The sequence below is a fragment of the Pseudolysinimonas sp. genome, from assembly GCF_051954455.1.
Lineage (GTDB): Bacteria > Actinomycetota > Actinomycetes > Actinomycetales > Microbacteriaceae > Pseudolysinimonas.
The window spans coordinates 23197-35704 of record NZ_JBQCHS010000006.1; the positions used below are offsets into that span (position 1 = coordinate 23197).

10 protein-coding genes are annotated in these 12508 nt (G+C 73.8%); 7 read left to right on the forward strand and 3 right to left on the reverse strand.

Annotated elements, in window-relative coordinates:
* Window positions 1–7: 7 nt before the first annotated feature.
* The gene (locus ACTHM3_RS02475) at window positions 8–1177 is read right to left on the reverse strand and encodes an MFS transporter (RefSeq protein WP_440404506.1); all 1170 of its coding nucleotides are present in this window, start codon (window positions 1175–1177) and stop codon (window positions 8–10) included.
* 1024 nt (window positions 1178–2201) lie between these two features.
* Here ACTHM3_RS02475 and ACTHM3_RS02480 point away from each other — a divergent pair.
* From ACTHM3_RS02480 to ACTHM3_RS02490, 3 genes are all read left to right on the forward strand, one after another.
* The gene (locus tag ACTHM3_RS02480; protein WP_440404608.1) at window positions 2202–4067 is read left to right on the forward strand and encodes an FtsK/SpoIIIE domain-containing protein; all 1866 of its coding nucleotides are present in this window, start codon (window positions 2202–2204) and stop codon (window positions 4065–4067) included.
* An 85-nt stretch (window positions 4068–4152) separates the two neighbouring features.
* On the forward strand, window positions 4153–5358 hold the full coding sequence (locus tag ACTHM3_RS02485) for a polyamine ABC transporter substrate-binding protein (protein WP_440404507.1): 1206 nt from the start codon (window positions 4153–4155) through the stop codon (window positions 5356–5358).
* A gap of 44 nt (window positions 5359–5402) precedes the next feature.
* On the forward strand, window positions 5403–6371 hold the full coding sequence (locus tag ACTHM3_RS02490) for an NADP-dependent oxidoreductase (RefSeq protein ID WP_440404508.1): 969 nt from the start codon (window positions 5403–5405) through the stop codon (window positions 6369–6371).
* 21 nt (window positions 6372–6392) lie between these two features.
* On the opposite strand, the gene gabT is transcribed toward ACTHM3_RS02490, so the two are convergent.
* A complete protein-coding gene (gene gabT, locus ACTHM3_RS02495) occupies window positions 6393–7730 on the reverse strand; it encodes a 4-aminobutyrate--2-oxoglutarate transaminase (RefSeq protein ID WP_440404509.1) in 1338 nt (445 codons plus the stop codon).
* Here gabT and ACTHM3_RS02500 point away from each other — a divergent pair.
* From ACTHM3_RS02500 to ACTHM3_RS02510, 3 genes are read left to right on the forward strand one after another with little or no spacing between them, the layout of a single operon-like run.
* Window positions 7716–8183 (forward strand): OsmC family protein, encoded by a 468-nt coding sequence (locus tag ACTHM3_RS02500; protein WP_440404510.1) that lies wholly within the window; start codon window positions 7716–7718, stop codon window positions 8181–8183. The two genes, gabT and ACTHM3_RS02500, sit on opposite strands and share 15 nt — an antisense overlap.
* Before the next feature lie 60 nt (window positions 8184–8243).
* Window positions 8244–9554, forward strand: a complete 1311-nt coding sequence (locus tag ACTHM3_RS02505) for an MFS transporter (protein WP_440404511.1) — start codon at window positions 8244–8246, stop codon at window positions 9552–9554.
* A gap of 39 nt (window positions 9555–9593) precedes the next feature.
* A complete protein-coding gene (locus ACTHM3_RS02510) occupies window positions 9594–9911 on the forward strand; it encodes a helix-turn-helix domain-containing protein (protein ID WP_440404512.1) in 318 nt (105 codons plus the stop codon).
* 168 nt (window positions 9912–10079) lie between these two features.
* Here the strand turns inward: ACTHM3_RS02510 and ACTHM3_RS02515 are convergent, their stop codons facing one another.
* Window positions 10080–11405 carry an aminotransferase class III-fold pyridoxal phosphate-dependent enzyme gene (locus ACTHM3_RS02515; protein ID WP_440404513.1) on the reverse strand — a complete coding sequence of 442 codons (1326 nt, stop codon included), beginning with the start codon at window positions 11403–11405 and terminating at the stop codon, window positions 10080–10082.
* 48 nt (window positions 11406–11453) lie between these two features.
* Between ACTHM3_RS02515 and ACTHM3_RS02520 the strand changes: the two genes are divergently transcribed.
* A complete protein-coding gene (locus ACTHM3_RS02520; RefSeq protein WP_440404514.1) occupies window positions 11454–12464 on the forward strand; it encodes an FKBP-type peptidyl-prolyl cis-trans isomerase in 1011 nt (336 codons plus the stop codon).
* Window positions 12465–12508 lie beyond the last annotated feature (44 nt).

Below are 12508 nucleotides of genomic sequence, written 5' to 3' on the forward strand. Positions count from 1 at the left end.
CGGCCCGTCACGCGACGGGGATCGCGCGGCGCGGGTAGGCGGCCATGATGCCGGCCGACACGATCCAGCACGCGCCGATGAGCGCCAGCAGCAGCCCCGCGTGACCGGCCGGGAGCAGCCCGGCGAGCCCGGCTCCCACCGCCGCACCCGTCGCCCGGAGGCCGGCCGCGACCGTGAAGACCTGGGAGCGCAGTGCGCGGGGGCTGTTGCGGGTGCGCAGCAGCAGCATGGCCGCGACGCCCGGGCCGGTCGCGACGCCGGAGAGCCCGACCAGGCCGATGACCACCGGGAAGGGGGCCCCGGCGGCCGCGGCGAGCGCGAGCGCCCCGGTGGCGGCGAAAGCGGCGCCCATCACGACCGGCGCCGGGATGCGGCGGATGGGCCACGCGGTGACGGCCAGCGAGCCGACGAGCGCGCCCACGGCGAACCCCGTGACGATCCACGCCGCGTCGCCGACGTGGTGCGTCGCCGCGAGCGCGATGCCGATGGCCGCGATCGGCAGCGCCCCCTGGCCCACCTGACTCAGCGCGCCCGACGCCGTCACGACGGCGATGGGGCGGTGGGTCGCCAGGAACCGGGAGCCCTGCACGATCTCCCGGACGACGCCGGCGCGATCCGGATTCGTGGGGTGCGCGGGCAGCCGCAGCAGCGCGCACGCCACGGTGCCGACCACCGCCGCGCCGGCGAGGACGACGAGCGCGACGCGGCCCGCATCCGGCACGACGAGCACCGCCGCGACGAGGGCGGGGCCGGCGACGCTGCCGATGTTGTAGCTGAGGGCGTCGGCGCCGAACGCACGCTCGGGGGAGCCGGGCACGGCGTCCGTCACGAAGCTCGACATGCCGCCCATGAAGAACGGGGTGACCGCTCCCGCGACGACCAGCCCGACGGCCACCAGCGGTGTCGGCACGACGCCGAGCAGAGCGGTCAGCGCGAAGGCGAGCGCGGTGACGACGCCCGAGAGCACCATGAGGCGGGTCGGGTGCCGGCTCCGGTCGAGCAGTGCCCCCGCGATCGGCGCGGCCAGGATGCTGGGGGCGAGGGACGCGGCCACCAGTCCGCCTCCGACGGCGACGCTGTGCACCTCCTGGAGCGCGAGCACCGGGATGGCCGCGGAGGATCCCGCGCTCGCGAGCCGGAGCGGGGTCGACGCCGCGAGATAGGGGACGGCGCTCACCGACCTCAGTCAACCATCCCTCCCCAGGGCGCTCCGACGCACGCCGTCCCCGCACCGCGCTCCGGGTGCCGCGCCCGTCTTCGGGATCCGGTGCGATGGGCGCATGCTGCCGCCGGCCGACCCCATCCGACTCCCGCTGCCCGCGCCGGCGACCCCGCCGCCGCGGAACGGGTTCCCCGTGGTCGCGACCCTGGCGCCCGTGGTCATGTCCCTCGCGGTCTGGGCGCTCACGCAGTCGGTCCTATCGCTGCTGTTCGCCGGGCTGGGCCCCATGGTCGCGATCGCCGGGCTCGTCGACGCACGGATCCGGCGGCGCCGGCAGCGGCGTGCGGAGCACGCCCGCCTCGACACGGCATTCGCCCGTTTGACCGAGCGCATCGCCGCAGCGCACGCGGCAGAGCGCGCACGGCGTGAGTCGCTCGTCGTCCCCGAGGGGGGCGGTACGCAGCGCTGGGCGGTCGACCGGTGGGTACGTCCGGTCGAGCCGGGGTTGGCGCTGCCCGTCCGCATCGGTCGCGGGGCGGTACCGTCGGCCATCCGGCTCGACGGTGACGACCCGGTCGAGGGCGACGCGCGCTGGCAGGCGGCGCGTTCGGCGGCGTCGACGGTCGAGGACGCGCCGGTCCTGGCCGACGCCGCGGAGGGTGTCGGCCTCGTCGGCTCGGGTCCGCTCGCCTCCGCCGCGGCCCGCGCCGTGCTGCTGCAGGTCGCGGCGTCGGTGCGCCCGACGGCCGCGATCGTCGCCCCCGGGGACGAGGCCTGGGCCGCGGACCTGCCGCACGCCGCGACCCTCACCGGACCGGCGGGCCGGTTCGACATCCATGACGGGGAGCGGGAGGTGGTGATCGGCTGGGCGCGCGACGAGGCGGGGCTCCCGCCGGGATGCGGGATCGTGGCGCGCCTCGATGCCGGTGGCCGCGTCCCCGCCCTCACCCGCGTCGAGGCGGGGCGGCGGGCTCGGGCGCTCGCCGAGGCCGCGACGCGGCACGGGCTCGGGGCCGCGGCGACCGCGCCGCCCGACCGGGTGGTCCTGGCCGAGCTCCTCGCCGCCGCGCCGCCGCCGGAGCCGGGGGCGCTCGCCGCGCCGATCGGCCGCGACGCCGACGGCGTGGTGACCGTGGATCTCGTGGCCGACGGACCGCACGCGCTCGTCGGGGGGACCACCGGCTCCGGCAAGAGCGAGCTGCTCGTGAGCTGGGTGCTCTCGATGGCGCATGGCCGATCGCCGGACGACGTCGGGTTCCTGCTCATCGATTTCAAGGGGGGTGCCGCGTTCGCCCCGCTCGCGGGCGTGCCGCACGTCGTGGGCATCCTGAGCGACCTCGATGCGCGCCAGACCCGGCGCGCGATCGAGAGCCTCCGCGCCGAGCTCCTGCGCCGAGAACGCCTGCTCGCCGAGGCGGGCGTGCGCGCGATCGGGGACCTGCCGCGCGGAACGCTCGCCCGGCTCGTCGTCGTCGTCGACGAGTTCGCCGCGGTCGTCGCGGGCCAGCCCGAGCTGCACGAGGTGTTCGGCGACCTGGCGGCGCGCGGGCGATCGCTCGGCCTGCATCTCGTCCTCTGCACCCAGCGGCCCGCCGGCGTCGTCCGCGACGGGGTGCTCGCCAACGTGACGCTCCGGATCGGGCTGCGGATGACGGACCGCGGCGACAGCATCGCGCTGCTCGGGGACGAGGGAGCGGCGAGGATCCCCGCCGAACCGCGCGGCCGCGCGGTCCTCGCGGCCGGCCCCGGCTCGCGCGCCTTCCAGGTCGCCATCGCCGGGCCCCCGGTGATCGCGGCGGCGCGCGCGACCGCGACGGCGGTCGACCGCGGGAGCGGCGCGGATGGGCGGCGCCCCTGGCTCGACCCGCTGCCGACGCCGCTGCCGCTCGCCGATGTCGGCGAGCCGACGGCGGACGGGATCCCGTTCGGCCGGGTCGACCTGCCCTCCGAGCAGCGTCAGCCGATCGCCGTGCACCGGCCGGCCTCGCACGGCCACCTGCTGGTGCTCGGTGCCACGGGCGCCGGGCGCACGACCGCCCTCGCCGTGCTCGGGCGCGTGCCGAGAGCGGTCGCGCTGCCCGGCGACCCGGCCGACGCGTGGCAGGTGCTCGAGGGCCTCCTCCGCGCGCCCGACGACGCGGATCCCGCCCGACGGCGGCTGCTCGTCGCCGACGACCTCGACCTCCTGCTCGCCCGCGCCGACCCGGAGACCCGTCATGAGCTCGGCGAGCTGCTCGCCCGGCTGCTCCGTGAGGCGAGCGCGCGCGGCGTGGGCGTCGTCGCCGGCGCCCAGCGCGCGGCCGGCCCGCTGCAACCGCTCCTGGGGTTGTTCGGCTCCCGGCTCGTGCTGCGGATGCCATCGCGCGAGGAGCACGTGCTCGCCGGAGGAACGGGTGCGGAGTACGACCCGGCCCTGCCGCCCGGCGCCGGCCGCTGGCGGGGTGCCGTCGTGCAGGTCGCCTGGCCGGGGCCGACGGCGATGCCGCCGGCCGATCCGCCCCCGCTCGCGGTGGCCGAGCCGTATCCGGGGCGACCCCTCGCGGTCGTGGCCGCGCGTCCCGGCTCGATCCGGGAGTCGCTCGCCGCCGCGGGCCTCCGGGTCTCTCTCGTCGGTGCGGGTGCGGGTGCGGGTGCGGGTGCGGCGGCGGACGGCGAATCGGACGCGGTCAGGAGCGACGCGTGCGACGTGCTGCTCGGCGACCCGGACGCGTGGCAGGCGGACTGGACCCTCCTCGGCCGCGCGCGGCGCGAGCTGCCCGTCGCCGTCGTCGGCTGCACCGCCGCCGAGCTGCGCGCGCTCACGCGGACGCGCGACGCCGTCCCGCCCCTGGGAGCGCGGCCCGGCGAGTGCTGGCTGGTGGACGGGGGAGTCGTGCGGCGCGCTCTCCTGCGCGGCGTCGGGTGACCCCCGGGCGGGCGTCGCGGGCCTCCCCACCCCATATGTCAGGATCGAACGCGGCATCCGCCGCCCCGGAGAGGAGATCGCGTCGATGACCCGCGACCTGCCCGCCGACCCGCTGATCCGCTCGCTGGTGCAGCGGGCACGGGCCGCCCAGCTGACCCGGCGCGGCGCGCTCGGACTGGCCGGGGCGGGCGCGCTCAGCATCGCCCTCGCGGCCTGCTCGACCGGTGCGGCGCCGAAGGCGGCCGCCGACCTCTCCCGCTCGGACCGGACCGTGGTCTGGACGTCGTGGCCGCTCTACCTCGACACCGCCGACGACAAGACCCACCCCACGCTCACGGCCTTCGAGAAGAAGACCGGCATCCGCGCCTCCTACCGCGAGGACGTGACCGACAACCTCGCCTACTTCGCGTCGGTGAAGGACCGGCTCGTGCAGGGCGAGGACATCGGCACCGACACGGTCGTCCTCACCGACTGGATGGTCAGTCGCTGGGTGCGCTTCGGCTACGCCCAGAAGCTCGACCACTCCCGGATCCCGAACCTGGCGAACCTCAACCCGAAGCTCCGCGACGTCGGCTTCGACCCCGGCCGCCGGTACACCGTTCCGTGGCAGGGCGGCTTCGCCGGCATCGCCTGGAACAAGGAGGAGTTCCCGAACGGGTTCGGCGCCGTCAGCGAGATGTTCGCCGAGCCGCGCCTCAAGGGGCGCATCGAGGTGCTCAGCGAGATGCGCGACACGGTCGGCCTGATCATGCTCGAGAACGGCGTCGGCATCTCCGAGCCCTTCCCGGACGGCGCCTTCGAGCGCGCGCTCGAGGTGATCCGCAAGAACATCGCCGACGGCGTGATCCGCGGGGTGAAGGGCAACTCCTACACCGATGACCTCGTCTCGGGGCGGGCGCTCGCCGCGATCGCCTGGTCGGGCGACATCGCCTCCCTCAACGCCGAGCACGGCGACAAGTGGGAGTTCGCGCTCCCCGACGCCGGCGGCACGCTCTGGAACGACAACTTCATCATCCCGATCGGGTCACGGCACAAGGCGAACGCCGAGCAGCTCATCGACTGGTACTACCAGCCGGAGGTCGCCGCCGAGGTCGCCGCCTATGTCAACTACATCACCCCGGTCGTCGGCGCCCAGGAGGCGGCCGCGACGATCGATCCCGCGCTCGCCGAGAACACCCTGATCTTCCCCGACGCCCGCACCCTCGCCCGCGCGAAGATCTGGGTCGACCTCGACCCCGCGACCGACCAGTCGTACAGCGCGGCGTTCCAAGAGGTTCTGCTGAGCGCCTGAGGCGGAGCAGGGGGTCGGGACCCCGGACGCGCGATGATGGCGGGATGACCGACTCGGATCGCTCCGCCCCCGCACTCGCCGTGACCGCCTACGGCCGCCCCGCCCGCTTCGAGGTCATCGAGCGCGGGGTCGCCGCCCCGGGGCCGGGCCAGGCCGTGCTCCGCATCGAGGCGGCGTCCCTCAACCCCTACGACCTGACGATCGCATCGGGCGCGAACGACCCCGACGGGAAGCGGCTGCCGCTGGTCATGGCGCTCGAGGGCGCGGGCGTCGTCACCGCCGTCGGCGCGGACGCCGTCGACGCGACCGGGCGCGAGGTCCGGGTCGGCGACGCGCTCTTCGGCTCGTTCGGCGGAGCCGCCGCCGGCCTGGTCACGGTCCCGACGGCGGGTCTGTTCCGCCGCCCGGCCGAGGTCGACGCGGGGGAGGCCGCCGGGCTGCTGCTCGTCGGCACCACGGCCGAGCACGCCCTCGAGACCGTCGTCGTTCGGGAGGGCGACACGGTGCTCGTCCACGGCGCCTCCGGCAGCGTGGGCTCGCTCGCAGTGCAGCTGGCGGCCCAGCGCGGCGCGACGGTCATCGCGACGGCCTCGGTCGGGCACCACGAGCGCCTGCGCGGCTCCGGCGCGATCCCGGTGATCTACGGCGACGGACTCGTCGAGCGCGTGCGAGAGCTCGCGCCGCAGGGGGTGACGGCGGCGATCGACACCGTCGGCACCGACGAGGCGCTCGAGACGTCCGTCGCGCTCCTCGACGACCCGGAGCGCTTGGTGTCGATCGCGAACTTCTCCGGTGCGGTGCAGGAGGCGGGCGGCCGGGTCATCGGCAGCGGGCCGGGCGCCGACCCGGGCCGCGAGATCCGCGCCGCCGCGCGCCCCCGGCTCGTCGAGGCGCGCGTGGCCGGCGCGATCCACGTGCCCATCGCGCGGCGGTTCCCGCTCCGCGCGGGCGCCGACGCCTACGCGTTCCTCGCCGACGGGCACGCCGGCGGCAAGGTGATCATCGAGCCCTGAGCCGCCGAGGCCGGGGCCGGCTCAGGGGAGCAGGCCCTCGATGACTGATACGGCGTCGCGCAGCTGCTCGTCGGTGATGGCGAGACTCGGCAGGAACCGGATCACGTTCCCGTTCGTTCCCGCGGTGAGCAGCAGCACGCCCTGTCGTGCCGCGCCCTGCGCGACGACCCCGACGACGTCGGCCCGCGGCTCGCCGGTGACGGGGTCGCGCAGCTCGATCGCCATCATCGCGCCGAGGCCGCGCACCTCGGCGATGACCGGGTGGCGCTCGGCGAGCTCCGCGAGCGCCGCGCGGAGCGTGGCCCCGATCCGCTCGCCCTCCGCCAGCAGCCCGCGGCGCTCGATCGCCTCGAACACGGCGATCGACGCGGCGCAGGCGACCGGGTTGCCGCCGAACGTGCCGCCGAGTCCGCCCGGGTGGGAGGCGTCCATGATCTCGGCGCGTCCGACGACCGCGGCGAGCGGCAGGCCGCCCGCGATGCCCTTCGCGCTCAGGACGAGATCGGGCACGACGCCGAAGTGCTCCGAGGCGAACCACCGGCCGGTGCGCGCCATGCCGGACTGGATCTCGTCGGCGATGAACACGATCCCGTTCGCGGCGCACCACTCCTGCAGCGCCGGCAGGTAGCCGTCGGCCGGGACGACGAATCCGCCCTCGCCCTGGATCGGCTCGACGACCAGGCACGCCAGGTTCTTCGCGCCCGCGTTCTTCTCGAGATAGGCGATCGTCCGCGCCGCCGCGGCCTCGCCCGACAGGCCGTCGACCAGCGGGTAGGAGTTCGGCGCGCGGTAGACCTCGCCGGCGAACGGCCCGAACCCGTCACGGTACGGCATGTTCTTGAAGGTCATCGCCATCGTGAGGTTCGTGCGGGCGTGGTAGGCGTGGTCGATGACCGCGACGCCCTGACGTCCGGTGTGCTTGCGGGCGATCTTGACGCCGTTCTCGACGGCTTCCGCGCCGGAGTTCACGAGCAGGGCCTTCTTGGCGAAGTCGCCCGGCGTGTGCTCGGCCAGCAGCTCCGCGACGCGCACGTACGACTCGTAGGGCGTGATCGTGAACATGCCGTGGACGAGATCGGCGACCTGCGCCTGCGCCGCCGCGACCACGTCGTCGTCGGTGTGGCCGATCGTGGTCACGCCGATGCCGGAGCCGAGGTCGATGAAGGCGTTGCCGTCGACGTCCTCGACGATCGCGCCGTGGGCCCGCGCCAGGAAGACGGGAACCGCGGACGACGCGCCGGCGCTGACGGCCGCGAGGCGCCGCTCCTGCAGCTCGACCGAGCGGGGGCCGGGGATCGCCGTGACGACCCGGCGCTCGGTGCCGACCGTGGATACGTTGGGGGCGTGGACCTCGACCATGCGTACACGGTAGCCGTCGAATGGCAGGGGAATCGCGGTACCGGCACGTCCGGATATCGCGACTACGGTCGCCAGACGATCCTGCGGGTCGCGGGCAAGCCGGACCTCCTCGCCTCGGCCGATCGCGCGTTCCACGGCGACCGCGATCGATGGAATCCGGAGGACCTCCTGGTCGCCTCTCTCAGCGAGTGCCACCTGCTCAGCTACCTCCACGCCGCCACCCGCGCGGGCGTCGTCGTCGAGGAGTACACCGACGAGGCGATCGGGACCATGCGGCAGGAGGGCGACGGCGGCCGCTTCACCGAGGTCGTGCTCCGCCCGCGCGTCGTGATCTCGGCGGGGGACCCCGAGCTCGCCCAGTCGCTCCACGCCGAGGCGGCCCGCATGTGCTTCATCGCGGCGAGCGTCAACTTCCCGGTGCGCCACGAGCCGATCACGACGGTGCGCGACTGACCTTCGAACGAACTGAATGTTGCGCCGCGAAACGATCGGCCGGTCGTAGCGTCCGATCCCATGACGGATCTCGCGGCATCGTCGCCGCTGCGTCTCAATCGGGACCAGCGCAACGCCTTCATCGCCTCCTGGCTCGGCTGGACCATGGACGCGTTCGACTACTTCATCATCGTGCTCGTCTACGCCGAGATCGGCGCGGAGTTCCACGTTCCGCTCGAGCAGATGGCGTTCCTCACGACCATCACGCTCATCATGCGGCCGGTCGGTGCGTACCTGTTCGGGCTGTGGGCCGACCGGGTGGGACGCCGCATCCCGCTGATCGTCGACGTCTGCATGTACTCCGTCGTGGGGTTCCTCTGCGCCTTCGCGCCGAACTTCACCGTGCTGTTCGTGCTCCGGCTGCTCTATGGCATCGGGATGGGCGGCGAGTGGGGGCTCGGAGCCGCGCTCACGATGGAGAAGGTGCCTCGTCAGCGCCGTGGCTTCTTCTCCGGCATCCTGCAGGCCGGTTACTCGTCGGGCTACCTGCTCGCCTCGCTCGCCTTCCTGCTCGTGCACTCGGTGTTCGACCTCAGCTGGCGGTGGCTCTTCGCGCTCAGCATCCTGCCGGCGCTGATCACGCTCATCATCCGGTCGCGGGTGAAGGAGTCGGAGGTGTGGGAGACCTCGCGCCAGAAGCTCGAGCGCAGCAACACCTCGATCCGGCAGGTCTTCTTCAACGGCCGGATCCTCCGTCGCTTCGTCTACCTCGTGCTGCTCATGGCCGCGTTCAACTGGATGAGCCACGGCACCCAGGACATCTACCCGACGTTCCTCAAGGCGACCGACCACGGGGGAGCCGGCCTCGACGCGACGACGGCGGGCTGGATCGCGGTCGTGTACAACGCGGGAGCGATCGTCGGCTGCGTGATCCTCGGCTCGTTGTCGGACCGATGGGGGCGCAAGGCGACGATCATCCTCGGGGCGGCGCTGACGATCCCGATCATCCCGATCTTCGCGTTCTCGCCGAGCGCCGGGTTCCTGTGTCTCGGGTCGGCGCTCATCCAGGCGACCACGCAGGGCGCCTGGGGAGCGATCCCCGCCCACCTCAACGAGATGTCGCCGAACGCGATCCGCGGGTTCTACCCCGGCGTGACCTACCAGCTCGGCAACGTCATCGCTGCGTTCAACCTGCCGATCCAGCAGGCTCTCGCGGGGACCATCGGCTACCCGTGGGCGATGGCGCTGACCGTCGGCGGCGCGGCGGTCGCCGTCATCCTCCTCACGGCTTTCGGACGGCAGGCGAAGGGCATCGACTTCCACGCCGAGGATCCGTCGGACGCGCCCGCGGCCGGAGCCCGTCCGTCCGCCGTGAGCGAATCGGCGGCCTGACAGGTGCATCGCGGCGCACCGCGGTCCTACGCTCGCCTCATGCTGCTGAGGCACGCCGTCGGCGCCGCGCTGCGCCGCATCCGTCAGGACCGCGAGCTCACCCTCCGCGAGGTCGCGGCCGCGGCGCGCGTGTCGATGCCGTACCTCTCCGAGATAGAACGCGGCCGCAAGGAGCCGTCGAGCGAGGTGCTGGCCGGCATCTGCGCGGCTCTCGGGATGACGATCGTCGACCTCCTCGACGAGGCACGCGTGGAGCTGCGCCCCGCGGCGGTGATCGTCGACCTCTCGGCGCGACGCGACGAGCGGATCGGGATCGCGCCGCCCGGGGCGGTCGGCAGCGCGCAGCTGGTGGCGTGAGCGCCGGCGTCCCAGGCCGGCATCGATCGGCGCGGTGAGTCCCAGCCGGCCTCCGCAACGCAGGGCTCGAGTTCGCCCTGGCGCCCGGCGGTCGCGCAGCGGCAGGCGCCCCGTGGATCACCCCGTCCGGCGAGCAGCGCACGACGGACCCGCCGCCGTTCTTGTGCGCTACAGGGTCGCGAGGCCCTCCTCCAGCACGCCCATCGCGTCGTCGATGAGGGCGTCGGAGATCACGACGCTCGGCAGGAATCGCAGCACCGAATCCCAGCTGCCCGCGTCCAGCGCGATGACGCCGTTCGTGGTCGCGTGCGTCAGGATCGCGGTGAGGGCCGCCGGGTTCGGGTCGCGGGTGCCGGGCTTCACGAGCTCGACCCCGATCATGGCGCCCTTGCCGCGGACCTCGCCGACGACGCCGAAGCGCTCCGGCCAGTCGCCGATGCGGCCGAGGATCGTCCGCTCGACCCGCTGCGCCTCGGCGAGGAGGCCGTCGCGCTCGATGATCTCGAAGACGGCGAGCGCGGCCGCGGTGGAGACCGGGTTGCCGCCGAACGTGCCGCCGATCCCGCCCGGCTGCACGGCATCCATGACGTCCGCCCGACCCGTGACGGCGGCGAGCGGGAAGCCGCCCGCGATGCCCTTCGCCGAGGTGACGAGGTCGGGGATCACGCCGCCGTGGTGCTCGATCGAGTACCACGCGCCGGTGCGCGCGATGCCGGCCTGGATCTCGTCGGCGACGAAGAGGATCCCGTTCTCCTCGCAGAACCGCTTGATCGCCGCGAAGTAGCCGGGCGCCGGGATCACGATGCCGCCGTCGCCCTGGATCGGCTCGGCGAAGAAGGCCGCGACCTCCGAGGCGCCGATGTGCGTCTCGATGTAGTCGATGGTGCGTGCGGCCGCCTCCTCACCCGAGAGCCCGTCGCGGAACGGGTAGCTCGTCGGCACCGAGAACAGGTCGCCCGGGAACGGCCCCATGCCGGCCCGCTCGGGCCAGGGGCGGTAGGTCATCGCCATCGTGAGGTTCGTGCGGCCGTGGAAGGCGTGGTCGAGGGAGACGATGACCCGGCGCCCCGTGAAGCGACGCGCGATCTTGACGGCGTTCTCCACCGCCTCCGCGCCGGAGTTGACGAGGATCGAGTGCTTCTCGAAGTCGCCCGGGGTCACCTCGGCGAGCTTCTCCGCGACGCGCACGTAGTTCTCGTACGGGGTCACCGTGAAGAGGGTGTGGGTCAGCTTCGACGCCTGCGCCGCGGCCGCCGCCGCGACCTCGGGGTGGGCGTGACCGATAGTCGTGACGCCGATGCCGCAGCCGAGGTCGATGAGCTGGTTGCCGTCGACGTCGACGAGGATCGCGCCCGATCCGTGGTCCATGTAGATATTCGCCAGCGTGCCCGCGCCGCGCGACACGCTCGCGACTCGGCGCTCCTGCAGGGCGACCGAGTTCGGTCCGGGGATCGCGGTGACGAGCTTGCGCTCCTGCGGCACGCTGAAGTCCATGTCGCCAGCCTAGGGTTCCTCCAAGGCGGCATCGGCGAGGATGGAGCAATGCCCTCCCGCACCGCGACCCGTCTGCTCGCCCCCTTAGCCGTGCTCGCGGTCGCCGGCGCCGTCCTGGCCGGCTGCTCCGGCACGAGCGCGCCGAAGAGCTCCGGCACCGCCTCGGGCGCCGCGGCGGCGTGCGCTCCCGCATCGGAGGGATCCGCGGTCGACGCGGTGAAGGTCTCCGGCGCTCCGAAGACGGAGCCCACGGTGTCGTTCGACGCCCCGCTGAAGGCGAGCAGCACCGAGCGCCACGTCATCACCCAGGGCACCGGCGCCGCCACGAAGCGCGGCGACCTCATGTCGGTCGAGTTCTCGGTCTACAACGGCAGCACCGGCAAGGTCGCGACGACCACCGGATTCGGCGACAAGGGGCAGCCGGTGCAGATCGCGGTCGACGAGAGCCGCGTGCTCCCGGGTCTCGTGAAGACCGTCGAGTGCGCCAAGATCGGCTCGCGCATCGTCGGCGTGCTGCCGCCCAAGGAGGCGTTCGGATCCAAGGGCAACAGCCAGTTCGGGATCGGCGCGAAGGACGTCGTCGTGTTCGTCGTCGACGTGCTCGGCGTCGCCCCGACCAAGGCCGACGGCACCCCGCAGCCGGCTCCGGCCGGGTTCCCGACCGTCAAGCTCGCCAAGGACGGCACCCCGACCGTGACCATCGCGAAGGACGCGAAGGCCCCCGACCAGACCATGGTCGGCATCCTCAAGCAGGGCGACGGCGCGACCGTGGCCTCCGGCGACACGGTGACCCTCCAGTACCAGGGCGTGAACTTCCGCACCAAGAAGGTCTTCGACGAGAGCTGGAACAAGGGCCCGACCTCGCTGTCGACCAACGGAGTCATCCCCGGCTTCGCCAAGGCGCTCGTCGGGCAGAAGGTCGGCTCCCAGGTCATCGTCATGATCCCGCCGGCCGACGGCTACGGCAGCTCCGGTCAGCCGGCCGCGGGCATCGAGGGCACGGACACCCTCGTCTTCGTCATCGACATCCTCGGCACGAGCGCGGCGCCCGCCCAGTAGCCGGAACCCGGAGCGACGTCGCCGGGCTGCCCCGGTTAGTCTCG